The following is a 25,606-nucleotide window of genomic DNA, read 5'->3' on the forward strand; positions in this document are numbered from 1 at the left end:
TACGTCGAATTTGGTTCGACTGACCTTGACGCTTCAAAGCAGTTTTTTACCCAGGTGTTTGGCTGGTGTTTTACCGATTATGGCCCCGACTATAGCGCATTTGACCAGCAGGGACTGGAGGGTGGTTTCTTTACTTCCGATCAGGTGGCAAGTCAGGAAAAGGGTAGCGCTCTGCTGGTGTTTTACAGTAGCGATCTCGAACAAACCCAGGCAAAGGTTGAACGTCATAGCGGTGAAATCTGTAAAGGAATCTTTGACTTTCCTGGTGGCCGGCGTTTCCATTTCAAAGAACCCGGCGGGAATGAGTTTGCTGCCTGGTCAGATCAGTCTGCTGACTGATCTGGCCTTCATACAATTCGAATATCCTTTATAAGCCTAATGACTGCTGCTTATAATCTTTCGAAATTAACTGCAAGCTGTCCTCAGCAAAACCGGTACCCGCTTCGCGGTAGAAGTTAAACACTTTATCGATACCGGCATCCAGCAGCTGTTGCCGGTCATCTTCATAGCGGGCAATGGCGGCGATCTGTCCCTTGTAGTTTGAGTTAGTTAGCTGAATGGTAATATTCCGGCTGTCTTCGATAGAGGGGAGGGCCAGCAATATCAGTTTGATCTCTGAGGTGTTGAAGCTTTCCCAGAAATCGGCATCTTCCCCGTCACCAAAGCAGACATTTAATCCTTTCTCTTGCAGTTCAGCGGCCCTGAAACGGTCGGAATCGAGTCCGGCAACCCGATGGTCGATAATCTGGTGTAACGCCTTATACGCGCCTTTACCCACCCGTCCCATACCGATGACCAGAACCTCTGCATGGGGAAACTGTTCGATGACATCTGCTTTAAGGCGGTTGCTGCTTTCGTAGCGCTTAAGACGGTCTTTATGCAGCATATAAAAGTGGTGCGCACGAGGATAAAGGACACTGGTGAGAACGAATGAGAGTGACACGGCCAGTGCCAGAATGACCAGCCACTCACGGCTGAGCCAGCCAGAGTCGACACTTAATGCCGCCACGATCAGACCGAACTCACTGAAGTTACTCAGGGCGAGTGAGGCAAGATAGGCAGTACGACTGCGAAGTCTGAGGCGGGTGAACAGCGCAAAAAACATCACGAACTTAATGCCGATGAGCAGTGATATCAGTGCGGCTGTGCCGAGCATCGACCAGGTTGGCAACGCAGTGAACCCGATTGACAGGAAAAAGCCGATCAGGAACAGGTCTTTAAAGCTTAGCAGCGATTTGGTTAACTCTGAGGCTTTAGGATGCTGGGCCATCAGTACGCCAAGGACCAGCGCGCCGAGATCCCCCTTCACGCCGACCAGTTGGAAAAGTTCGTAGCCGCCCAGGGCGAAGAAAAAACCGGTTAGCGGCAATAACTCACCGTGACCCGCCTTATCGAGTAATCTGTTAAGCAGGGGACGCGCAAAGACCAGTGCGAACAATAGCGGTGCCCAGAGCGATGGCATTTTACCTGTGGCGAACACCAGGAAAAGCACCGCAACGATATCCTGCATGACCAACACACCGATTGCCAGCTGGCCATGCCGGGTTTTCATCTCACCATTTTCTTCCAGTAGTTTGACGATGCACACGGTACTGCTGAAACTCAGAGCAAAACCAAGAAGCGCCGCTGTTGTGAGATCAAGGCCGCTATAATAAGGCACAGCCACGACCGCCATCAGCAGTACAAAAGAGCCGAACAGGACAGTCCACAGCGCCATATGGCTTAGCGTGCTGGCCCATACCTCGCGCCGAAGAAGGTCACTGATATGCAACTTCAGGCCGATTGTGAACAACATCAAGGTGATGCCAAGATCCGCAAGGGTATCGAGGCTGTCAGTTGGTTCTATGCCGAGAAAGTGAAGCAGAAAGCCGGCCAGTAAAAAGCCGATTAGGGGAGGCATTCCAATAACTTTAAGAGACAGGCCGCAGAAAAAAGCGAATAGAACCCAGATAAATTCCATATTATTAAGTCTTTGTTTTTACATTGATTTGCTAGAAAATAGTCAGACTATGTTAACACTAATCAACTCTGAAGCCCTATTATTCTGAGGCCCTACTAAAGAGTTTTATGCTGATGATTAGCGTTAAGCCGGACAGCTGCTTTTCTGGATCTGAAGCGTGCTTGCTACTTTTTGCTTAAAGCCACTGAACCGTGGCAACGAAGAAAGGCTTTATTGTAAAAAATAGACTGAAGTATCAATATTAGATTTTGAATGTCTGAATGAGAGCGGCGATCAATTAATATCAAACCGGATTAGATGTTCACCCTGTTCTGATGCATCCAGATACCAACCGGACTTATCCCAATCACCCAGTACAATGCGGCGTTTTCCCCCTTCAAGGAGGTGAGTCGCCGGACGGTGTGTATGACCATGTATCAGCAGGTTGCACTCAGCGTTAGTCATAGTATCCATTACAGCTTGCTGATTGACATCCATTATGTCGGTGCTTTTACCGGCGGTTTGGGTTTCGCTGGCCATGCGCAGCTGTTTGGCCATCTCCAGTCGCTCAGCAACTGACTTAGTTAAAACAGCCTGTTGCCACTGAGGGTTTCTCAGCTGTTGGCGAAGTGCCTGATATTCCTGATCATCGGTACACAGCTGATCACCATGCATCAGCAGTGCAGGCCCGGATGCAAGCTGAATGATCTCACTGTCCCCCATAATCTGAACACCGGTGAGTTCTGCAAAGCGGTTACCGATAAGGAAATCCCGGTTGCCATGCTGAAAGAAGATCTGACAGCCTGATTGAGATAGGGTATTTAATGCAGTTACAACCGGTTGCAGATCGTCAGGGATAAAGTCATCTCCGATCCAGGCTTCAAACAGGTCGCCCAGTATATAGAGGCGGTCGCACTCTTTGGCGGTTGTTGCCAGGAAGTGGAGTAACGCCCGGCTAAGATCCGGGCGTCCGCTGTAAAGGTGAAGATCAGATATAAACAGTGTACGCATTATTCAGCGCTGTCTGCTTCCACGATTTCAGCTGAAGTAATGATCACATCTTCAGTGGGAACATCCTGATGGCCGCCGCGGAATGTGGTGGAAACCCCTTTGATCTTATCAACCACGTCCATACCTTCAGTTACTTTGGCGAATACTGCATAACCCCAGCCTTCAGTGGTTTTGGCAGTATGGTCAAGGAAGGTGTTGTCACTGACGTTGATAAAGAACTGTGCGGAGGCACTGTGGGGGTCCATAGTACGGGCCATTGCCAGGGTGCCGCGCTTGTTCTGCAGGCCGTTGTCGGCCTCGTTCTCAATGCTGCCGGAGGTCTTTTTACTCACCATACCGGGTTCAAAGCCGCCACCCTGAATCATGAAGCCATCGATTACCCGGTGAAAAATCAAGCCATCGTAGAAGCCATCTTTAACATAGTTTTCGAAGTTTTCTGCGGACTTGGGCGCTTTCTCATAATCCAGCTCAATTGTGATATCGCCAAAGTTAGTGTGCAGTACGATCATGCTTACGATCCCTTTGTTTTTACTAGATATTTTCGTCTAGTAAGTTTGTCTTATAAATTTTGTAGCTCATCAATGGCCAATATTATACTAAAGAATTAATCTGATAACTAACTGATTAATTTCGGCTTACTTATGGTTGTATGATAGCCATCTGTCTATAATGTTCGCCTATTTGATTTCAGACGGAATTTAAGACGCCTCTATGAGCAACAACGACGCCAGCAATACTGTTAAACAACCTACTAACTTTATTCATCAGGTTATCGAACAGGACCAGCAGCAGGGACTGGAAAAGGTGGTAACGCGTTTCCCGCCAGAGCCAAACGGCTATCTGCACATCGGTCATGCTAAGTCGATCTGCCTCAACTTTGGTACTGCTGAGAAGTATAACGGCGAGTGTAACCTGCGTTTTGATGATACCAATCCGGGTAAAGAGGATCAGGAATACGTCGATGCCATTATGGACGATGTACGCTGGTTGGGCTTTAACTGGGCAGGCAATGTGCGTTATGCCTCTGACTATTTTGACACTTTCTATGCCTGGGCTCAGCACCTGATTAAAGAGGGCAAAGCCTATGTCTGTGACCTGAGCCCGGAACAGGCCAGTGAATACCGTGGCTGGGCGACAGAGCCAGGCAAGAATAGCCCGTTCCGTGAGCGCTCTGCAGAGGAAAGCCTTGATCTGCTGGAACGGATGAAAAACGGCGAGTTTGATGAGGGTAGCCGGGTGTTGCGGGCCAAAATTGATATGGCATCGCCTAACATGAACCTGCGTGACCCGATTCTTTACCGTATTCGTAAGCAAAGCCATCACCAGACCGGTGACAAGTGGTGTATCTACCCAAGCTATGATTTTGCGCATGGTCAGGAAGATGCGATTGAGGGGGTGACTCACTCAATCTGTACGCTGGAGTTTGCTGATCACCGCCCACTGTATGAATGGTTTATTGAAAACCTGCCGGTGCCAACGGTTCCGCGTCAGTATGAGTTTGGTCGCCTGAATATCAACTACACAGTGACCAGCAAGCGTAAGCTGAAGCAGCTGGTTGATGAAGGCCACGTGAATGGTTGGGATGATCCACGGATGCCAACCATTCAGGGGATGCGCCGTCGCGGTTACAGTCCGCAGGCCGTGCGCAACTTCTGTGACAGTCTGGCTGTCGCTAAAACTGACGGTACTGTCGATATGGCTCAGTTTGAGTTCTTCATCCGTGAAGACCTGAACGACAATGCGGCGCGGGCTATGTGTGTGATGAATCCGCTTAAGCTGATCATTACCAATTTTGTTGAGAATATAAAATCTATACAGATTGATATTAATACTGCTAGTCAACTTGAATTTTGTAAATTGGTAGGTATTGGGAAACTCTTAGCTGAAAAGATAGTAAAGTATCGCAATGAAAATGGCTCATTCAAAAATGTAACAGATCTTGTTCGAGTAAATGGAATAGGCGAAAAAACCTTAGACAAAAACTTAAGGTTTATAGCTCCTATTAACTCACCACCAAATTCTATAGAGATGCTCTCTGCACCGTTACATCCGCAAAAGGAGATGGGCACCCGTGAACTGCCGTTTACCCGCGAGCTTTATATCGACCGCGCCGACTTCAGTGAAGACTCAACTCTGTCGCGCAAGAAGTTTAAGTTACTGGTACTGGGCGACTATATGCGCTTACGTAATGCTTATGTGATTAAAGCCGAAGACTTTGTTAAAGATGATGCCGGTGAGATTGTTGAAGTTCACGCATCATTGCTGCCGGGTACTGTGGGTGAAAATCCGGAAGGGGGCATCAAGCCACGCGGTGTAATGCACTGGGTGTCAGCAACTGAGGGTAAGCAGGCGAAAGTTCGCGTCTATGATCGTCTGTTCAATGTTGAGTCTCCTGATAAAGGAGATGGTGATTTCCTTGCCAACATCAATCCGGATTCCTTCAGTGAGATTGATAATTGCTGGGTAGAGCCTGGCCTGGTAGATGCTGCACCGGAAACCGCTTTTCAGTTTGAGCGAGAAGGTTATTTTGTTGCCGACCGTTACGAGCACTCGCCAGAAACACCGGTATTTAATAAGACCATCGGTCTGCGTGATACCTGGAAAAAGTAATATGACTTTTTAATTAAAGCGTTATCTTAAATATAAACGGTCACCTATAGGTGACCGTTTTTCGTTTCAGATGAAGCGCAAAATAAGACAGACCTCAGATATAGCAGGGGGTTTTATGCATGTTATGCCGGGTGTGCAGGCTGAGCCCCAGTGATTCGAGATCGGTATTCTTGAGAATTTCCGCTGACAGTGGCAGGAAGAACGATTCTTCATATTTAGCATGCAGCAGATAATGCTCAGCCATTGCTACCGATGCAGCTTCGTCCAGCTGGGTAAACTTACCTTTTGACAGCTTTTTGATATCACCTTCGATCTTTTTCCACTCTTTTTCCAGATGGCGGTGCTCTTCGGTCAGTCGCTCCACCATCTGGCTGGCTTGTACGAGTTCTTGTCCCGGGCTGGCGCAGTCCATGACGATATTAAATAGCTCCTGTTCCTCTTCATGATGATGATTGAGTACCACCTCATGGTAGAAGTTAAGTAGCTTTTTGGCCGTGGCCTGAACCTCTGGCTGAACCGGATCGGTTATCTCTGTTTTTCCCAGTTCACGAAGTTCTTTAAAGTTCTCAATGATACTGACATGGCATTGGGAAAAGTCATCGGTTGGGTTGGAGGATGTCGTATTCATATGTTCACCTTTGAGTGCTGGCAGGGATCTTTTTCATGCCACACAGATAGCGTGTAGATAGGTATTAACAGGACTTCTGATTGGAAAGTCTTAGCGTAATGACCATCAATACTATGCTTTGTGTTACGGATATGTAATGACGGTGATCAATTTTGTATCATTTTATGCGCCGGACTCACCCTTTACAGGTGGGTCCGGTTGGCAGAGGGGCTTAGCTGATGTTGTCATTCAGCGGATGTGACTGGCACAGACGCCTCTTCCCAGTCCATCTCGGCCATCTGCTGATAGCGTTTGTAGCGTTCGCTGACATCATGCTGCGCTTTATCCAGAAATGCTGCCGCTTCAACCGGATGTAGCTTCAGCAGTGAGTTAAAGCGGGTTTCCCTGCGGGCAAACTCTGAGTAAGGAATAGAGGGTGGCTTAGAATCCATTTTTAGGGGGTTCTTATGTTGATCCGCCAGACGGGGGTCATAGCGGAACAGCGGCCAGTGACCACTATCCACGGCGAGTTGCTGATGCAGGTGGTTATCCTTCATCTCAAAACCATGGGCGATACAGGGTGAGTAGGCGATGATCAGTGAGGGACCATCATAGGACTCTGCCTCGAGAAACGCCCGCAGAGTCTGGACATCTTTAGCAGCATAGGCCACATGGGCAACATAGACATGCTCATAATCCATGGCGATACGGGCCAGGTCTTTTTTCGCCACGGACTTGCCAGAAGCGGAGAACTTGGCGACTGCGCCTAACGGGGTTGCTTTGGAGGTCTGACCACCGGTATTGGAGTACACCTCGGTATCCAGCACCAGAATATTGACGTTGCGCCCGGAGGCCAATACATGGTCCAGACCACCAAAGCCGATATCATAGGCCCAGCCATCACCGCCGATAATCCAGACACTCTTACGACTGAGCTGATCCGCAAGATGGCGCAGTTCTATCGCTTTGCCACCAATCTCGGAGTGGTCGCTGAGACCATCCAGTGCCAGTTTAAGCTGATCAACCGACTGACGCTGATGTTCTATACCGGCTTCATCGGCTTCGGTTTCAGTCAGGAGTTTGTTGACCAGTTCCGGATCGAGCTTATCTTTTAATTCAGTTAACAGCATGGTCGCATAATCTTTCTGTTTATCCAGTGCGACCCGCATTCCCAGGCCAAATTCCGCATTGTCTTCAAACAGTGAATTATTCCAGGCTGGCCCGCGGCCATCGGCGTTTTTAGTCCAGGGCGTGGTTGGCAGATTGCCGCCGTAGATAGATGAACACCCCGTAGCGTTGGCGACCAGCATCCGGTCACCGAACAGCTGACTGGCGAGGCGAATATAAGAGGTTTCGCCACAACCGGAACAGGCACCGCTGAACTCAAACAATGGCTGGAATACCATAGAGCCTTTCAGCGTGGCGTTTTTCAGTGTGGTGCGGTCGAACTCCGGCAGGGAGAGGAAAAACTCCCAGTTATCGGTTTCAACGGCAAAGGTCTGATCCTTTGGCACCATATTGATCGCTTTGTGTTCCGGGTGTTGCTTATCAACAATCGGACAGATATCAACGCAGAGAGTACAGCCGGTACAGTCGGAAGGAGAGACCTGATAGCTGATGAAACTGTCTTCGGGGAAGTCCTTCGCGCCTTTAACCGGCACCGCTCTGAAGCCGTCAGGTGCCTGTTCCAACAGAGACTTATCGAAGATTTTACTGCGGATAACACTGTGGGGACACACCAGCACACACTTACCGCAATGGGTGCAGAGGTCTTCATCCCACAGAGGTAGTTCAGTCGCCAGGTCACGTTTCTCAAAGGCGGTGGTGCCGGTGGGCCAGGTGCCATCGGCGGATAGAGCGCTGACCGGGATACGGTCTCCATGACCGGCAATCAGCTCAGCGGTCAGTTGGCGCACAAAGTCATTGGCCCGGGTTGCATTTAGCTCGTGCATCGGAATCCGGCTGGTGGCTTTTTCGTGCAGTTGTATCTCATGCAGCTGGCTGAGGCTGGCATCAATCGCGTTGAGGTTAAGTTCAACCACTTTCGGATTGCTGCTATAGGATTTTTCCACCGCTGCTTTTATAAGCGCAGTCGCTTTCTCTATAGGCAGAATACCGGAGATCTTAAAAAAACAGCTCTGCATAATGGTGTTGATCCGCTTACCCATGCCGCACTCAGTCGCTACTCGGTAAGCGTCGATAGCAAACAGCCGGATCTGCTTTTCGATCAGCTGTTGCTGCACGGATTCGGGCAGGGTGTCCCAGAGTTCATCGGGGGCGGCACTGCTGTTAAGCAGGAACACAGCGCCCTGACGGGCTTTTTCCAGCATCGGATAGAGGCTGAGAAAACGCGGCTGATGGCAGGCGACAAAATCAGCCTGTCCCTCCTGTATTTCGTAAGCCGAGTGGATCTTATGGGGGCCAAAGCGCAGGTGAGAAACGGTGATTGCCCCGGATTTTTTAGAGTCATAGACAAAGTGTCCCTGAGCGTAATAACCGTCCAGATCCCCGATAATCTTGATACTGTTTTTGTTGGCGCTGACGGTGCCATCAGCACCCAGGCCATAAAATACTGCCTGATAAGCATCGTTATGGGCGTCAGTAATAAAGTGAGGGTCATAGCGGATGCTGGTGTGGGTCAGATCATCATCGATACCCACGGTGAACAGGTTCTTGCTCTGTGGTTTGGCCAGCTCATCAAATACACCGCGAATCATCGCCGGGGTAAACTCTTTTGACGACAGGCCAAAACGTCCACCCAGCAACTTAGGAAGTTTGTCGGCGGACAGCTTGCCGGAGAGAATCGATTGCATAAACGCAGTAGCGATATCTTTATAGAGCGGCTCGCCGTCAGCGCCGGGCTCTTTGGTACGGTCGAGCACCGCGATCTGTTTTACACTGTCAGGCAGTGCGCTGAGCAGTCGGGCAGCGTCAAAGGGGCGGAACAGACGGACTTTCAGTACCCCGGTCTTGCCGCCGTTGCGGTTGATGAAGTCGACGGTTTCGCTGGCGGTTTCTGCTCCGGAACCCATCAGAATAATGACCGATTCAGCATCCTCAGCACCCTCGTATTCATAGAGCTGATATTGCCGCCCGGTCACCTCAGCAAAGCGATTCATCGCCTGCTGCACGATCTCGGGGAAGGCATCGTAATAGGGGTTACAGGCTTCCCGTGCCTGGAAGAAAATGTCCGGGTTTTGCGAGGTGCCGCGTACCACTGGATGGTCGGGAGAGAGTGCCCGGCTGCGGCAATCCCGCACCAGTTCCATATCGATCAGTTCCTGCAGCATCTCGACGCTGACCACTTCCACCTTACTGACTTCATGACTGGTGCGAAAACCATCAAAGAAGTGCAACACCGGTACCCGGCCTTTCAGGGTAGACATCTCGGCGATGGTGGCCATATCCATCACTTCCTGGACGGAGTTGGATGACAGCATGGCAAAGCCGGTAGCCCGGGTGGCCATCACATCGCTGTGATCACAGAAGATTGAGAGTGCGTGGGTTGCCAGTGAGCGGGCGGCAATATGAAATACCGTCGGGCTGAGTTCTCCGGCGATCTTATACATATTAGGGATCTTTAGCAGCAACCCCTGAGATGCAGTAAAGGTAGTGGTTTTTGCTCCGGCCTGCAGAGCGCCGTGAACAGCTCCGGCAGCGCCGCCTTCGCTTTGTAATTCGATCACATCGGGCACCACCCCCCAGAGATTCTTGACGCCTTCAGAACTCCAGCTGTCACTCATCTCGCCCATCGGTGATGCCGGGGTTATCGGGTAGATGGCGATAACATCGTTAAGATGGTGAGCGATATAGGCGGCGGCTTCGTTGCCATCCATCATGCGGGTTTGTCTGGTTCTGTTAACAGGGCTGTTCATGGTGATACTCCCGGACACGCTGTCGGTACTAATAAAACGCAAATACAACTGCAGCTACAATGACTATTAACTATCTTAGTTTACTCTTATGAGAGTGGGTTGCTTTACCCTTGTGAAAGATATTGTGGCATGAATCGCTGCAGTAACTGTTCTGGATCAACGGCTGAGTCCCCCATTTTGAGAGCAATAAAAGCCTGGCGGCGGCTGTGAAAAGTAATTTTAATCAGATTGTTAAATCCGCTGCGGTTTCCTCTATAATGGTCAGCCTGTTTTTCACTGAACTTCACCTAAGCCAGAGTCATAAGCGAATTCCGATGTTGCAGATCTATAACACCCTGACGAAAGAGAAAGCCCCGTTTCAGCCACTGGAAGAGGGCAAGATCAACATGTATGTATGCGGTATCACCGTGTACGATTTCTGTCATATCGGACACGCTCGGGTGATGGTGGCATTTGACGTGATTACCCGCTATCTGCGGGCGCGTGGATGGGATGTTACCTATATCCGTAATATCACCGATGTCGATGACAAAATCATTAAGCGGGCCGCTGAGAATGGCGAGCGTCCGGATCAGCTGACGGATCGCATGATTGATGCGATGCATGAAGATGAAGATAAGCTGAGTGTGCTGCGCCCCGACCAAGAGCCCCGTGCTACCGGCCATATGCAGGATATTATCGACATGGTTATGGTGCTGATCGAAAAAGGTTATGCCTATGCCGCCGCCAACGGTGATGTCTACTACCGGGTCGAGAAATTTGCCGATTATGGCAAGCTGACCAATAAAAATGTCGATGAGCTGCGCTCCGGTGCCCGGGTAGAGGTTCAGGATGCTAAAGAGAGCCCGCTGGACTTTGTGCTCTGGAAAGCTGCCAAAGAGGGTGAAGTCAGTTGGGAATCTCCCTGGGGGGCAGGTCGTCCCGGCTGGCATATTGAGTGTTCAGCGATGTCCAAATGCTGCCTCGGTGATACCTTCGATATTCATGGTGGCGGACCGGATCTGCCGTTTCCGCACCATGAGAATGAGATCGCTCAGTCCGAAGCGGCTAACGGGGTTAAATTCGTCAATACCTGGATGCATGCGGGGGCGGTGCGGGTGAACGCGGAGAAGATGTCCAAGTCGCTGGGCAATTTCTTTACTATCCGCGATGTACTGGAAAAATATGATGCCGAAGTAGTCCGTTACTTCCTTTCCTCCGTACACTACCGCAGTTATATCGATTATTCCGAAAGCAGTCTGAAAGAGGCGCGTAGCGCGCTGGAACGTTTTTATCAGGCGCTTAACGGTATTGAGGCTGCACCTGCTGAGCTTGATAACGACTACGAAGTACGTTTTTACGCGGCGATGGATGATGATTTCAATACCCCCAAAGCGATGGCGGTCTTGTTTGAACTGGTCAATGAGCTCAACACCGCCTCCCGGGCCGGGGATGCGAAAGCCGCGGCACTGGCGGCCCAGCTGAAACAGCTGGGGGGGATTCTGGGGCTGCTACAGCAGCCGCCTGAAGCGTTCCTGCAGGGCGAAAGCAAAGCGGGTGAGATTACCCCGGAGCAGATCGACGTGTTGATTCAGCAACGTGCTGATGCGAAGCAAGCGAAAGACTTTGCTGCCGCTGACCAGATTCGTGAAGATCTGGTGGCGCAGGGGATTATCCTCAAAGACAGCCGTGAAGGGACCACCTGGTTTCGTGAAGGCTAAAGGTTAAGTCGTTTTTGCTAAGGCAGCTGTGAGCTGCCTTTTTTATGTGTAAGGACAGAGTGAATGAATCAACAGACCACACTGGTTATCTTCTGTAAACGGCCATTACACGGTCAGGGTAAACAGCGAATAGCAGCAACACTGGGCAAAGATGCCGCCTATCAGGTTGCCTGCGCATTGCTCGATTGTGCACTCGAAGATTCACGTAGCTGGCCAGGCCCAGTGGTGCTCTCTCCAGCGAGTGAAGCGGATCGTGACTGGGCCGATGACCTGTTGCTGGGTGACCATCATACGGTGATACCACAATGTGAAGGAGGCCTGGGTGCAAAGCTCAACTATGTCGATCAGTTGTTGCGACAGCAGGGAGCCTCCCGGTTGCTGTTTATCGGCACCGATGCGCCGGAACATACACCACAGCGCTATGCTGAGTTTGAGCAGTTGTTACAGCAGGGTGATATCGTCCTTTCACCCGCTGAGGATGGTGGGGTAACGGCAATGGGCGGTAATGTTCCCTGGCCGGAACTGGATAATCTGCCCTGGAGTACCCCTGAGTTAGGTGATCAGCTCGCCAGCGCCTGTAACGCGTCCGGTTTTCAGGTTGTTTTCAGTTCCGCTGGTTATGATGTTGATACTGAGGCTGATCTGCGTCGGTTGCTGGATTCATTACCGCATGATTCCCGACCCGCCAGGCAGCAGCTGCTGAAACTAATACAAACGCTACTGGGTTAAAGGGTAAGGGGTTGATATGGAGCTGATTCGCAGCCGCGATTGGTATACAACTGCTGATGGCACAGACCGGGGTTATATTCGGCCACACCTGCTTAAAGAACTGTGGTTTCATACCGGAACCGCCTGCAATCTGAGTTGTGATTTTTGTCTGGAAGGCTCCGGTCCCGGTGATCAGCGGCTCGCGCTGGTGAAACTGGAGGATGTTGAGCCCTATATCCATCAGGCGATGGATCTCGGTGTCGAACAGTTTTCCTTTACCGGAGGAGAGCCCTTTCTGGCAAAAGATCTGGTGAAAATTCTTCAGCTTGCCTCCCAGCATGCGCCCTGTCTGGTGCTGACCAATGGCACCGATGCATTGCAAAAACGTCTGCATCAACTGGTACCTCTGTTGCAAAGCCGGTTTCCGGTGCGTTTTCGTGTCAGTATCGATTCACACATTGAGGCAGAACATGACTCAGGCCGGGGTGAGGGGATGTTCAACCTCGCGTTGAAGGGGATGAAAGCGCTTCACGATATGGGCTTTCATGTGTCGGTGGCACGTCATATGGCGGAAGCGGAGAACAGCGCTGAAGTTGAGCAGTCCTATCGGGATATGCTGCTATCTTACGAACTGCCTGCTGATACTAAGTTTGTTGCCTTCCCGGATTTTCTGCCGCCGGGGAGTCATGGACACGGCCCGGATATCACTACCCACTGTATGACTCACTATCATACGGAAGAGACCCGCAACAGTTTTATGTGTGCCTTCAGTAAGATGGTGGTGAAGCAAAATGGCCGGATGCGGATCTATGCCTGTACGCTGGTGGATGATGACCCTGAATACGATCTGGGCGGTGACTTGCGCCAGGCGCTGGAGCAGCAGATCAGTATGAAACATCATCGTTGTTTTTCATGTTTCAAATATGGCGCCTCATGCAGCGAAACTTAATACAGCGAAACTTAATACAGCGAAACTTAATCATACCTTCACTGTGTATCTCGCGTTATATAAAGCGTGATGAGCGCTCAGATGCATAAGCATAGTATCTCTGTCGTTATTCCAGTCGGTCCGGCTGAAACCAGCTTGCAGCCAATGATCGGACAACTCGCCTGTCTGCAGCAAGCACAACAGATCATCTTTGTGTTTTGTCCCGCCTCAGAACATCTTATTGTGCAATTGCCCGTCAGTGATCAGATTGAGTTCTTAACCGTTCCTGCAGGGCGTGCCCGGCAGTTGAATGCCGGTGCGCAACGGGTTGAGACCGGTTTTATCTGGTTTCTGCATCTGGACAGCCGAATATCTAACACCCAGTGGCAGACGCTGAATCAGAGCCTTACACGTCAGCCTGATGCTCTGCACTATTTTAATCTGCGGTTTTTGTCTGATGGTGAAGGGCCGATGTGGCTTAATAGCCTTGGCGCTAATGTTCGTTCTCGTTATTTAGGACTGCCGTTTGGTGATCAGGGCTTCTGTGTTTCTGTCGCACAATTTGAACGCCTGGGTGGTTATCCGGTCGAAGCAGTGTATGGTGAAGACCACCTGTTTGTCTGGCGTGCCCATCAAAACAGTGTTCGATTAGCCCGTGTCGGCGCAGTGCTGACCACCAGTGCACGTAAGTACTCGACCACTGGCTGGGGGAGACTGACACTGAAGTATCAGTTCTACTGGATTAGGCAAGCTTTGCCGCAGCTGTGGCTGCTGTTGAAAAGGAAGTGGTTAAATTTTTAGTTTTACATGTTCTTATAAGCTAATGAAATATATAGGTATTACTTAAACAATGCCTCTTGGCTTAGTCACTCATTCGGACTGCTCACTGATGAATAAATTATCAACGCTGGCCCAGTTATTGCGGTTTATGTTGCCATACCGCAAGTACTGGGTCGGCGCGATTATCGCGTTGTTATTTACCGCAGGGATCACGCTGGCGATCGGCCAGGGTGTGCGGCTGGTGATTGATAATGGCTTTGTGGCAGGCTCTGTAACGCAGCTGAATCAGGCGATCGTGGTGCTGATCGCGATGGCGGTTCTGATGGCCTGTGGTACCTTTATCCGTTTTTATCTGGTGTCCTGGCTGGGCGAGCGGGTCACCGCGGATATCCGCCAGGCGGTGTTTGATAATGTGATCAGCCTGCATCCCAGTTTCTTTGAGATCAACCGCAGTGGCGAGATTATGTCGCGACTGACCACCGATACTACGCTGCTGCAATCGATTATCGGCAGCTCCTTTTCTATGGCGCTGCGCAGTCTGGTAACCACCTCCGGCGCACTGATCATGCTGTTTGTCACTAATATCAAATTATCACTGATAATTGTTGCCGGTGTGCCACTGATTCTCTTACCGATTCTGATTTTTGGTCGCCGGGTGCGAGCGTTGGCGCGTAAGAGTCAGGATAGCATTGCCGATGTTGGCAGCTATGCCGGTGAGGCGATTCAGCAGATTAAAACGGTGCAGAGTTATACGCAGGAAAGTCATGAGAGTGAGGCTTTCGGCGTCGAGGTGGATAGTGCGTTTAAAGTTGCACAGCACCGCATTCTCCAACGGGCGATGCTGATGGCGATGGTCATACTTCTGGTCTTTGGTGCGTTATCCGGGATGCTCTGGGTTGGCGGCTATGATGTGATTACCGGGGCGATGACGGCGGGTGAGCTGGGTGCTTTCGTCTTTTATGCACTGATTGTCGCCATGGGGGTTGGCACGATGTCTGAAGTGTATGGTGAGTTACAACGAGCGGTCGGTGCTACGGAGCGTCTGATGGAGTTACTCGACGCCGAAAGTGAGATTCAGGCGCCGGACAGTGTCGTCGAACAGTCGGTCGATGCGATGACTCTGGAAGCAAAACTTTCATTAAACGCGGTCAGTTTCAACTATCCTTCACGCCCCGATCAGGCGGCTCTGGAGGATTTCTCGTTAACCCTTGAACAAGGCTCGATCACTGCGCTGGTAGGGCCATCCGGGGCGGGTAAGTCGACCGTATTTGAATTGCTGTTGCGCTTCTACGATCCACAGAAAGGACAGGTCTGCTTTGATTCAGTTGATCTGCGAGCCTTTAATCCACGAGAACTGAGACAACAGATGGCGCTGGTCTCTCAGCAACCGGCACTGTTCACTGCCAATGTGATCGAGAATATCCGTTACGGCCGTTCCGATGCGACTCAGGAAGAGGTCATTGCGGCGGCAAAAGCAGCGTATGCCCATGAGTTTATTGAACGGCTGCCGGATGGCTATTACAGTGATCTTGGCGAGCAGGGCGTGCGTCTCTCCGGTGGTCAGAAACAGCGTATTGCAATCGCCCGGGCGATTCTCAATGACCGGCGAATATTGCTGCTGGATGAAGCCACCAGTGCATTGGATACCGAAAGTGAACATAAGGTGCAACTGGCGCTGGACACCCTGATGCAGGGCCGGACGACCGTGATCATTGCGCATCGTCTATCAACGATTCTGCATGCGGATCAGATTGTGGTGATGGATCAGGGCAGGGTTGTTGCAATGGGCAGTCATGAGGAGTTGTTACAAAGCTCAGAGCTGTATTCACGCCTGGCAAAGTTGCAGTTTAAAGCGGACGCCAGGGTTCAGGCGTCAGCGCTTTAGAATATTTAAAGCCTCAACGCCCCTGATAGTTGGGGGAGCGCTTTTCGACAAAGGCGTTTACCGCTTCCAGGTGGTCTTCGGTGTTGTGGCAGATACCCTGCATAAGGGCAGAATGTTCGAGGAATTCAGGCAGTTCCATCTTTTGCGCGGTTTTCAGCAGTCGTTTGGTCATGCGCAACGCCTGAGGGGGCTTGTCTGCAATACGGCGGGCCAGCTCCATCGCTTTGTCCATCAGTTGATCAGGTTCAACCACATCAAGAAGGATACCCAGCTCTTTCGCTTCATCAGCACTGATCATTCTACCGGTCAACGTCAATTCAGCCGCTTTTTGATAGCCGATGAGTCGTTGTAGAAACCAGGCTCCGCCATCGCCGGGGATGATGCCGAGATTAACAAAGGTTTCACCCAGCAGGGCTTTAGTTGAACCGATGCGCAGGTCACACATGCAGGTAAGATCGAATCCGGCGCCAATAGCCGGGCCATTAATCGCGGCGATCACCGGGATATCAATACGACTCATCGCCAGTGGCATGCGCTGAATACCCTGACGGTATTTTTCCTGAACGGTATACACGTCTCCGCCAAACGCGCCATCTTTATGGTCGCCATCCCGTTCGCTCATCTCTTTAATGTTGCCACCGGCACAGAACGCGCTGCCCTCACCGGTGATAATCAATACCGACACTTCAGGTGTGCGGTTAACCCACTCAGCAACATTAACGATATCATCGATCAGGTGGGTTCCTGTCAGAGCATTACGTACATCATGGCGGTTAAAGGTGAGAGTGGCGATGCGGCTGGACAGACTTAGAATGCTGTCATTCAGGGCAGGGAGTTGCAGATTATCAGTCATTATCGTTCCGTTGAATTTGTTATCTTTATTGGTTGTTATACAAATAATCTATACATAGAGAAAAAAATTGTATCAGATAATGCCAGCGGTTGCAGTGCTGCCGTAGCCTCTCTGGAATCTTCATTCAGCCATAATGGATCGCTAGCCAGATAGTATCCTGATCTGTCGATGTCCATTCGACGCGATGCCTGCGGTGAGCCGGTATATGCAGATAATCACCAGCACACAGCTCAACTGAAGGGCTATCAGGATAACCGATACGTGCAGCTCCCTGAATCAGCAAGACCCACTCATGCTGCGCCTGATCATACCAGTGTTTCGCCGCTGAATGGTGTCCGCGGCAAACGATACGCTCTATCTTCAGCTGGTTGTTTTCTAAGAGTGTCGTGAATAACTCATCGGGAAGCTGTGCCGGAATATTGGTAAACAGGTTTTGCATTGACTCATCTCTGCTATGGGATAGCACAAGATTAGTTCAGTTCTACAGATTCGTCATCGCTAGGTATAAAAGGGTTATTTTCGGCTTTAAATAACGCCTATTCGAAGCAGTAGTCCGGAGTATGATTGGTGCAATAAAAAGGGTGAATATTTCCACCCTTTTTTATCGATATTATGACTTTCAATAGTCGTTTACTTGCCAATCTCCCTACCCAGCTTTTCCAGCACTGCAAAGGTTTCATCGCTGGCTTTCTCCATCAAACGAATAGCTTCAAGAGAACCATGCAGATCATTTTCTACGATACGTTGCAGTGCTAACAATCCGCCCCTGTGTACATCAGCGTGGGGTTTTTCCAGATAGGAAAAGCTAGGCATCGTTTTGTAGCTCTGTGCTCCGTCACCTTCATAATACCATTTGCCCAAACGACACTGTGTGTGGTCAGAGATATGGCCATGCCCGGTTTCCTGGTCAAGCCAGTGGTTGTATATGTCTTGTTTCCAGACCATATGATCCATTTTTACCGTTTCAAGAAAGCTGGACATAGCCTCATCGGTAATGGTGTCATGCATGGAGATAGAGTGATTGATCAGGCGTTCCAGAGACCCATTGGTTTCAGTGGCGTTATCCAGCATAGATCCACAGCTACCAAGCGTTTCGGCTATACTGTTGCGTGTTTCCTGAGTGCTGTGATCAATCTGCGCAACCAGTTTTTCAATCTCTCCGCTGGCTTCACTGGCTCTCTTCGCGAGAGTCCGGACCTCATCGGCGACCACGGCAAAGCCCCGTCCCTGTTCACCCGCTCTGGCTGCTTCTATGGCTGCGTTCAGTGCCAGAAGGTTTGTCTGCTCGGAAATGTTTTTAATACTGCCGACAAACTTGGTGATCTCTTCAGCAACACTTCGAAGTGTTGAGACCTGATCGTGTATGATGCTGACTTCGCCATTAACATCACTGAGTCCCGCCACCAGTTTCTTCATATTGGAAGAGGACTGATCATAGATCGTTGCCGAGTCGAGGATCTTATTCCGTTCTGACAGCAAATTAGTCGCCATTGAGGCGATTCGCTCGCGAATATTGTTGAGTTTAGAGAAACCCTGAATCGCACCTCTCATCACACCAATATCATTATCTTTCTCGCCATTGGCATCTTGCAATTCTGCTTCCAGTATCGCGATCCGTTCGCGTGCAGCATTCAGCTCTTGCTGAAGCTTTTCTGTATTCCGTTCATGCCTGATAACTTCCTGGCGTGATTCTGCCAGTATCCGAGCTCTAACGAACATAGGGATTACTCTCCTATAAATGATAAAAATAGTAAAAACACTACATAAGTCGTTAGACTCTTAGTATTCAGGCTATTCGCTATCCGGGCTAAAATTGTGAAGGATTCTTACATTTTTATAAAACCAGGTCAAAGAGTATCAGTCATGGATAACTAATTGATACGTTGGAAAATATAGCGTGATGAGATAATAAACAGAGGGGCTGATGATTTTTATATTGTGCGATTAGCTCGCTTAGTTGGTAACATTTTTATAGATTATTTAAAACCCTGTTTCATCAGTAGAAGGGGGCAGACTTTCCGGCGACTTATCGACTACTGTCTTACCGTTCATCTCACAGCTTATTTCACAGCTCGTCTCACAGTTCAGTTCACAGATCAGCTCATGGTTTACCCGGTAACGTATTCGCTCCAGGCAGTTGATAAGGGGGATGGCTTTGTCAGGCTTCTTACTGGTACTGACCGTCGTTAACAGGGGTTACTCTGAATTCTGTAGGCGTAACAGACGTCCTAACTTTCTGATATCACTGGTTGTTTTTGTTGTATGTAACGGCAATCAGTAAGCCAGTCAGTTTGGATCACGCTAATGTAGCGATGGTTGGCTGAAGCCGGGGGAAATTCGACAGTAGTTAATGCGAAAGGGGGGTAGAGGGCAGAGCCGATGAAACAGAGAATAGCTGTTGATTCGGATAAAACCGGGATGAGTGCTTCATCCCGGCATGCGTACTGATCAGCTTAAATCAGAACTTGTAACCAACAGAAACCATATACACCATCGGGTCGATTTCAAGTTCACCCAGATTGGATCCATTCACTGTCACGTCGGTATTGATATCCATTTTCCAGACAGCCGCATTAACCAGTAACTGGTCGTTAATTGAATAATCGATACCCAGCTGAGCCGCCAGTCCCCATGAGCTATCCAACTGTAATTTGGTACCTGCCAGCGCACCGGTTGTGCTTTCTGAGAAGAATGTGGTGTAGTTAATACCCAGCCCGACATAAGGCTGAAATGCAGAGCTGCTATCCATCGGGTAGTATTGTAAAGAAACGGTAGGTGGCAGATGTTTAGTTTCACCGACTTTAGCCCCATTAAGGGTAATATCGTGTTTGAAAGGGGTGGCAGCCAGCAGTTCAACACCGATGTTATCGGTTAGCATATAGGTGCCGGTGATGCCCAACTGGGTATTATCTTCAACATCCAGGCCTGCAACAGTAGTGTTATTCGATGTTTGAGGGTCAACATTAGCGGCGCCGACTTTCAGGATCATATCGCCAGCTTCATATGCCATACAGTTTGCGGTGGCAGTCAGTGATACGCCCATGACTAATGCGGAAAGTGCTTTTCTGTTCATTAATACAATCCTTATGCTAAACAACGGTCAAAAAGTGAACTGATTTGACACGTATTGCGTTGAGAAAGTATTGATTCAGAGCAGTGTTTCCCGGCTAAACGCCTTATCGATTGATACTGTTGCGCCAGGTCAATATAACCACTCTATTTGTATGGTCTTTGAGGCCTTAGCTAAGTGAGCCGCTAAATATCTGGGCCTATAAAAAAAGCGGCTATAGAAAAGTGGGGCTATGAAAAAATGTGGAAGTAGAAATGGATGCAGGACCGGATTCGTTGATAAATACGAACAGTTTTGCAGATATAAGAAAGGCCGCAGTAGCGGCCTCTTGTTACGATGAAGAACTGATTACTCAGTGATTAGCTTCAGGTTTGATGCATCAATGTCGGCATCAAAGTAGGCCATACCGAGTTTATTCAGGTATTCCATGCGGTCAGCTTTCATGAGATCTATTTCAGGTAGATCGAAGCCATTTTCCTGATAAATACCCGCCAGAAAAGCCATATAGTTTTCACCCTCCTGAAGCAGTAGCAGGCTAGCAGCGCCTACATCGGGTTTCACTTTAGCGTTAAGTGCTTCTGGCAGTTCTACTGTGAAAACAACAGGCTGTTGATCGCCTTCGATACGCACGCCGCGGTTTCTGACTGTTTGTTGCGCCCAGTAATACGCAAGCTCTTTACTCTGGCTGAGGAATACCGGTTCAGTTGTTTCGGCATAGTTGTTATTACCGATAGTGGCCATTGTATTCTTAGCGGCTTCATTCAGATCAGTATCGCCTGAACGCTTAAGGCCTAGCTCATTAATTGATTCAACCAGTGCTGACGAAGTGCCGTGATACCAGGTATTACCGGTTGTGAAACCCTGTTCGGTTAACAGTTCTTTTGCATCTTTAAGAAAAGCAGGTGTGGTCATAGTCTAAATCACTTAATCAGGTTGCAGTTACAGCAGGAAAGGATTCTAACTTAAAAAGCTGACTCATTCTTTCTTAGTGCTAAAAAATCAGAGGGTGTTGTCATTGAAGTTGTTGTAATTGTAGTTAAGAGAAGTTGAGGCCGGGTGAGGGAACGTCACCCGGCCTCGGTTACCGCTTATAAAAAAGGCAGCTATTTCGCTGCCTTTTTTAGTGCTTCAGCGATTAGTTGAACTGGTTAGAGGTGTTTTTCGCACCACCAGCTTTCAGCGCAGCTTCACCCGCGTAGTACTCTTTGTGATCGTCACCGATGTCAGAACCAGACATGTTCTGGTGCTTAACACAGGCGATGCTCTGACGGATCTCTTTACGCTGTACGCCTTCTACGTAGCCCAGCATACCCGCTTCACCGAAGTACTCTTTCGCCAGGTTGTCTACCGACAGCGCAGTGGTGTGGTAGGTTGGCAGAGTGATCAGGTGGTGGAATACGTTCGCTTCGCGAGCCGTATCGGCCTGGAAGGTACGTACACGGGCATCCGCTTTCGCAGACAGTTCAGTATCATCGTATTCAGCTGACATCAGGTTAGCACGATCGTAAGCAGAGACATCTTCACCGGCCTCAACCATCGCATCGTAAGTCTGCTGACGGAAGTTCAGCGTCCAGTTGAATGATGGAGAGTTGTTGTACACCAGCTTAGCATCCGGGTGTACTTTACGAACGTCATCCATCATGCCTTTGATTTCGTGAACCGTTGGCACAGCCGTTTCGATCCACAGCAGGTCAGCACCGGCGTTCAGCGCTTCGATACAGTCAAATACGCAACGCTCATGTCCAGTACCCTGACGGAACTGATAAAGACCTGAAGCCAGACGCTTAGGACGTACCAGCTTACCGTTACGGCTGATCAGTACGTCGCCTTCGTTAGTGTCTTCAGGAGAGACTTCTTCAACGTCCAGGTAAGAGTTGTAGACATCGCCCTGATCACCCGGCTCACGCACAACTGCGATCTCTTTAGTCAGGCCAGCACCTTCAGAGTCGGTACGGGCAACGATAACACCGTCATCCACACCCAGCTCAAGGAACGCGTAACGCAGCGCACGCAGTTTCGCGTGGAAGTCAGCGTGAGGTACGGTGACTTTACCGTCCTGGTGACCACACTGTTTCTCATCAGCTACCTGGTTTTCGATCTGCAGACAGCACGCACCGGCTTCGATCATCTGCTTAGCCATCAGGTAAGTGGCTTCTGCGTTACCGAAACCGGCATCGATATCCGCAACGATTGGCACAACGTGAGTTTCGTGGTTGTCGATTTTTTCCTGAACTTCAGCTTCTTTCGCAGCATCGCCAGCTTCACGGGCTTTATCCAGTTCACGGAACAGACCACCCAGTTCACGGGCATCTGCCTGACGCAGGAAGGTGTACAGCTCTCTGACCAGGTCAGCAACAACGGTTTTTTCATGCATAGACTGGTCAGGCAGAGGGCCAAAAGAGGAACGCAGTGCAGCTACCATCCAGCCAGACAGGTAGAGGTATTTACGTTCGGTGCTGCCGAAGTGCTTCTTGATAGAGATCATCTTTTGCTGACCGACAAAACCATGCCAGCAACCCAGAGACTGAGTGTATTTGGTTTTATCTTTGTCAAACTCAGCCATATCGCGACGCATAATGCCTGCAGTGTACTTAGCGATATCCAGACCGGTTTTGAATTTGTTCTGTGCACGCATGCGTGCCGCAGATTCAGGGTTGATTGCATCCCAGGCAGATCCGTTTGCTTCTTTCAGACCTGCTACTGTTTGGATATCTTGATTCAGGCTAGACATGGCGTCTCCTTCTCTCATTTGTTAGGCAGCTGAGTTGCTGCTCTGTTATTTGGTATGGGAGCTATTCTATGTCCGCTATTAACATAAAGGAAATAAATAGCTATTATATAGAGTATTCACCAAGTAAATGTATGCGATTGAACTCGCTAATGATGGGGTTTCGTATGAACCTGGATAAGATCGATCTTAATCTTTTAGTCTATCTGGATGTGTTATTACGGGAGCGAAATGTTACCCGTTCCGCGAGCTTGCTAGGTATCACTCAGCCTGCCATGAGTAATGGTTTGCGCCGTTTAAGAGATACTTTTAGTGATCCATTGCTGGTACGAACCAGTGAAGGGATGGCGCCGACGGAACGTGCTCAGGCAATTCAGCCCCTGTTGAGACAGATTCTTTCATCGGTAGAACAGGTGATAGAGCCGGGCAGTGCCTTTGACCCCAGCCGCAGTGATCGTGTTTTTCGTATCATGACCAGTGATTATGGTGAAGCGACACTGGTTCCCCGATTGCTGAAGCGACTGCGTAAAGAGGCGCCTGATATTGTTCTGGATATTATGACCCCCAGTGATATGAGTTTTACCGAGGTAGAACAGGGCCTTGTTGATCTTGTTTTAAATCGCTTTGATACGATGCCCCAGGCGTTTCATCAGAAAACCCTCTGGACCGATAGTTTTTCATGTCTGTTTGCGGTGGACAATCCGATCTCACTCAACTTCTCACTGGAGAGCTACCTTCAGGCTAAACATGTCTGGGTAAGTAAGACCGGCATGGGGGCCGGGATGGGAATCACACCTAAGGACATCAAGCGACTTGGGTGGGTTGATGAGGCGCTGGAAAGGGCGGGGCATAAACGTCAGATAACGGTGTTTACCCGTCACTATCAATCCGCAGCACTGATGGCACAGCAGAAAGGACTGGTTGCAACAATACCCACCCGTTCAGCAACAACGCAATCGGATAATCCCCGTTTAGTGATTAAAAAGCCGCCATTCGATATACCCGAGTTTGAGTTTAAGATGGCCTGGAGTCCGCTGCTGCAACACAATGCGCCTCATCAGTGGCTGAGAAAGCTGATCTCAGACGTGGCGATTACCTGATAGCGGCAGTAAAAAAATAATTAGCTATCAGGCTCTGAATAGATGTGATAACAGTTCCGCCCTTTGGCTTTAGCTTCATACATTGCTCTGTCTGCCCGCCGGAGCATTAGAGCAGGCGTTTCCTGGCTGTTTCTATCATGAAAACACACACCAATACTGGCGCTTACGGTGATGACATTGCCGAGTGGCAGAGTAAAAGGAGCTGAGATCCTCTGCAGAGTGCGCTCTACTGTATGCAGAGAGTCTTCCCGGGCTTCTGCATGAGTTAGAACCAATGCAAATTCATCCCCGCCCAGCCGGGCAACCGTATCTGCGCTGCGGACCGTTTCGGTCAGGCGATCTGCGATCTCTTTTAGCAAAAGGTCGCCGATTCTATGTCCGAATCTGTCATTAACCGGTTTGAAATTATCAAGGTCGATAAAACAGACGGCCAGATTTAAATCATAACGTTTTGCTTCTACCAGTGCTTGCTTCAGTCTGTCATCAAACAGAACTCTATTGGCCAGGTCTGTCAGGGCATCATGGTAAGCCAGATGTTCGACCTCATTGAAGTGCTGCAGGAGCTGAGTAACATCAGAAAACAAGCCAATCTTATATTCGGGTTCTCCTTGTTCATTGGTAATTACACTAATGATGGTGCGACAGGCAAACAGAGAACCATTCTTGCGCCGGTTCCATATGTCACCTTTCCACATCCCGTTTTCCGTTAAGGATTCTTCGATCTGGTTGAAAAACGACTGGTCGTGGTGGCCGGAATTCAGAAAGCGGGGGGATCGATCGATTATTTCATGGTGTTGGTAACCAGAAAGGCGGCAGAATGCCTGATTGGCATCGATGATCAGATTGTTGGCATCGGTAATCAGAACACCTTCGCCGACATGCTGAAACACACTGGCTGCTATTTTAAGATCTTTTTCAGCGTTATGTTGTAAGGTGACATCGCGACTGATACCAAATAAACCTACCACGGTTTTTCCGTCTGCTTCGAAGACCGGCCATTTATTGGTGCTAACCCAGCCAGGTAAGCCCTGTTCATTATAATAGGGGTTAATCTGATTCTGAATTGATAAACCCTGGGTGAAGATTGGCTTTTCCTCTTCGATATAGATTTTTGCTATATCCGCTGGAAACACCTCTGAATCGTGTTTGCCGATCATATCTTTCCAGCTTTTATGACCGGTGATATTTGCCACGGTCTGACTACAGAATCGAAAGCGACTCTCCATATCCTTGAAGTAGACAAAATCCGTAGTATTTTCCAGCAGGGTGATAAAGTCGCGGTTGAGCGATGCAAGTTTCTGTTGGGTTATTCTGCGTTCTGTTATGTCATGAATGATAGAGTATAAATACTGCTCGCCATTGAGTGTCATCGGCCCTGAGTGCACTTCCACATCTTTTAAGCTGCCGTCGGCCAACATATGAACAAAATTAAAGTGTGTCCGCTTTTCGGTTGCGGCTTTTGACATCTCATTTGCAACGTCTGAGGGAGAAAGCTGGTTGATCTGATGGATGGTTAGTTGTGAAAACTGTTTCAGGTTGTAACCGTAAAATTGGCATGCGGCACTGTTTGCGCTCACTATCTCGCCACTGGAGGGGAGGATGATGAGCATGGGGATTTTGGCGCTATGAAAAAGGGCTTTTGAGATATCCCCTTCAGGGCCAGTAAACAGGGCTCTGTCGGTCGAGAGAGGTTTGGCAGACTTATCCATCAGTTTCAAAGCAACAGAGAATATTCATATGTTGAGTCTACTTTAGCCGGAAGAATTGTATGAGCAGTCAGGTCAAGATTAATAAGATATTCTCATAAGTCTT

At 49.4% G+C, this 25,606-nt stretch carries 20 protein-coding genes; 8 read left to right on the forward strand and 12 right to left on the reverse strand.

What is annotated here, in order from left to right; translation table 11 throughout:
* A partial coding sequence (locus Q0499_RS09795) for a VOC family protein (RefSeq protein WP_299198781.1) occupies positions 1 to 339 on the forward strand: 339 nt, incomplete at its 5' end.
* Positions 340 to 367: 28 nt separating this feature from the next.
* Here Q0499_RS09795 and Q0499_RS09800 read toward each other — a convergent pair.
* The 3 genes from Q0499_RS09800 to Q0499_RS09810 all read right to left on the reverse strand — a co-directional run bounded on the left by Q0499_RS09800 (position 368) and on the right by Q0499_RS09810 (position 3,459).
* On the reverse strand, positions 368 to 1,960 hold the full coding sequence (locus tag Q0499_RS09800) for a cation:proton antiporter family protein (RefSeq protein WP_299198783.1): 1,593 nt from the start codon (positions 1,958 to 1,960) through the stop codon (positions 368 to 370).
* A gap of 273 nt (positions 1,961 to 2,233) precedes the next feature.
* Positions 2,234 to 2,950, reverse strand: coding sequence for a UDP-2,3-diacylglucosamine diphosphatase (locus tag Q0499_RS09805; RefSeq protein WP_299198785.1), 717 nt, complete (start codon positions 2,948 to 2,950; stop codon positions 2,234 to 2,236).
* On the reverse strand, positions 2,950 to 3,459 hold the full coding sequence (locus Q0499_RS09810; protein WP_299198787.1) for a peptidylprolyl isomerase: 510 nt from the start codon (positions 3,457 to 3,459) through the stop codon (positions 2,950 to 2,952). Before Q0499_RS09810 ends, Q0499_RS09805 begins: the two co-directional genes overlap by 1 nt.
* A gap of 202 nt (positions 3,460 to 3,661) precedes the next feature.
* Between Q0499_RS09810 and Q0499_RS09815 the strand changes: the two genes are divergently transcribed.
* Positions 3,662 to 5,560: a glutamine--tRNA ligase/YqeY domain fusion protein gene (locus tag Q0499_RS09815; protein WP_299198789.1), complete on the forward strand. Its 1,899-nt coding sequence runs from the start codon at positions 3,662 to 3,664 to the stop codon at positions 5,558 to 5,560.
* 94 nt (positions 5,561 to 5,654) lie between these two features.
* Here Q0499_RS09815 and Q0499_RS09820 read toward each other — a convergent pair whose 3' ends face one another.
* Positions 5,655 to 6,188, reverse strand: a complete 534-nt coding sequence (locus Q0499_RS09820) for a hemerythrin domain-containing protein (RefSeq protein WP_299198791.1) — start codon at positions 6,186 to 6,188, stop codon at positions 5,655 to 5,657.
* A gap of 224 nt (positions 6,189 to 6,412) precedes the next feature.
* A complete protein-coding gene (gene nifJ, locus Q0499_RS09825; RefSeq protein ID WP_299198794.1) occupies positions 6,413 to 10,042 on the reverse strand; it encodes a pyruvate:ferredoxin (flavodoxin) oxidoreductase in 3,630 nt (1,209 codons plus the stop codon).
* Positions 10,043 to 10,356: 314 nt separating this feature from the next.
* Between nifJ and cysS the strand changes: the two genes are divergently transcribed.
* The 5 genes from cysS to Q0499_RS09850 all read left to right on the forward strand — a co-directional run bounded on the left by cysS (position 10,357) and on the right by Q0499_RS09850 (position 16,043).
* Positions 10,357 to 11,742: a cysteine--tRNA ligase gene (gene cysS, locus Q0499_RS09830; protein WP_299198860.1), complete on the forward strand. Its 1,386-nt coding sequence runs from the start codon at positions 10,357 to 10,359 to the stop codon at positions 11,740 to 11,742.
* Positions 11,743 to 11,805: 63 nt separating this feature from the next.
* Positions 11,806 to 12,471 (forward strand): DUF2064 domain-containing protein, encoded by a 666-nt coding sequence (locus Q0499_RS09835; protein ID WP_299198796.1) that lies wholly within the window; start codon positions 11,806 to 11,808, stop codon positions 12,469 to 12,471.
* Positions 12,472 to 12,487: 16 nt separating this feature from the next.
* Positions 12,488 to 13,399 (forward strand): radical SAM protein, encoded by a 912-nt coding sequence (locus Q0499_RS09840; RefSeq protein ID WP_299198798.1) that lies wholly within the window; start codon positions 12,488 to 12,490, stop codon positions 13,397 to 13,399.
* A gap of 81 nt (positions 13,400 to 13,480) precedes the next feature.
* On the forward strand, positions 13,481 to 14,179 hold the full coding sequence (locus Q0499_RS09845; protein WP_299198800.1) for a hypothetical protein: 699 nt from the start codon (positions 13,481 to 13,483) through the stop codon (positions 14,177 to 14,179).
* An 88-nt stretch (positions 14,180 to 14,267) separates the two neighbouring features.
* Entirely contained in the window at positions 14,268 to 16,043 is a 1,776-nt protein-coding gene (locus Q0499_RS09850) for an ABC transporter transmembrane domain-containing protein (RefSeq protein ID WP_299198802.1), read from the forward strand.
* Positions 16,044 to 16,056: 13 nt separating this feature from the next.
* Here the strand turns inward: Q0499_RS09850 and Q0499_RS09855 are convergent, their stop codons facing one another.
* The 6 genes from Q0499_RS09855 to Q0499_RS09880 all read right to left on the reverse strand — a co-directional run bounded on the left by Q0499_RS09855 (position 16,057) and on the right by Q0499_RS09880 (position 22,697).
* A complete protein-coding gene (locus Q0499_RS09855) occupies positions 16,057 to 16,896 on the reverse strand; it encodes an enoyl-CoA hydratase-related protein (protein ID WP_299198804.1) in 840 nt (279 codons plus the stop codon).
* Between the two features lie 124 nt (positions 16,897 to 17,020).
* Complete coding sequence (locus Q0499_RS09860; RefSeq protein WP_299198806.1) at positions 17,021 to 17,335, reverse strand: cupin domain-containing protein; 315 nt, start codon at positions 17,333 to 17,335, stop codon at positions 17,021 to 17,023.
* A 191-nt stretch (positions 17,336 to 17,526) separates the two neighbouring features.
* Entirely contained in the window at positions 17,527 to 18,615 is a 1,089-nt protein-coding gene (locus tag Q0499_RS09865; RefSeq protein WP_299198808.1) for a methyl-accepting chemotaxis protein, read from the reverse strand.
* Positions 18,616 to 19,354: 739 nt separating this feature from the next.
* Positions 19,355 to 19,969 (reverse strand): OmpW family outer membrane protein, encoded by a 615-nt coding sequence (locus Q0499_RS09870; RefSeq protein WP_299198811.1) that lies wholly within the window; start codon positions 19,967 to 19,969, stop codon positions 19,355 to 19,357.
* Between the two features lie 345 nt (positions 19,970 to 20,314).
* Complete coding sequence (locus Q0499_RS09875) at positions 20,315 to 20,878, reverse strand: hypothetical protein (protein ID WP_299198814.1); 564 nt, start codon at positions 20,876 to 20,878, stop codon at positions 20,315 to 20,317.
* A 223-nt stretch (positions 20,879 to 21,101) separates the two neighbouring features.
* Complete coding sequence (locus Q0499_RS09880) at positions 21,102 to 22,697, reverse strand: isocitrate lyase (protein WP_299198816.1); 1,596 nt, start codon at positions 22,695 to 22,697, stop codon at positions 21,102 to 21,104.
* Between the two features lie 164 nt (positions 22,698 to 22,861).
* Between Q0499_RS09880 and Q0499_RS09885 the strand changes: the two genes are divergently transcribed.
* Positions 22,862 to 23,794, forward strand: a complete 933-nt coding sequence (locus Q0499_RS09885; RefSeq protein ID WP_299198821.1) for a LysR family transcriptional regulator — start codon at positions 22,862 to 22,864, stop codon at positions 23,792 to 23,794.
* Between the two features lie 20 nt (positions 23,795 to 23,814).
* Here Q0499_RS09885 and Q0499_RS09890 read toward each other — a convergent pair whose 3' ends face one another.
* Positions 23,815 to 25,503: a sensor domain-containing diguanylate cyclase gene (locus tag Q0499_RS09890; RefSeq protein ID WP_299198824.1), complete on the reverse strand. Its 1,689-nt coding sequence runs from the start codon at positions 25,501 to 25,503 to the stop codon at positions 23,815 to 23,817.
* Positions 25,504 to 25,606 lie beyond the last annotated feature (103 nt).

Source organism: uncultured Amphritea sp. (assembly GCF_937127095.1).
Taxonomy (GTDB): domain Bacteria; phylum Pseudomonadota; class Gammaproteobacteria; order Pseudomonadales; family Balneatricaceae; genus Amphritea.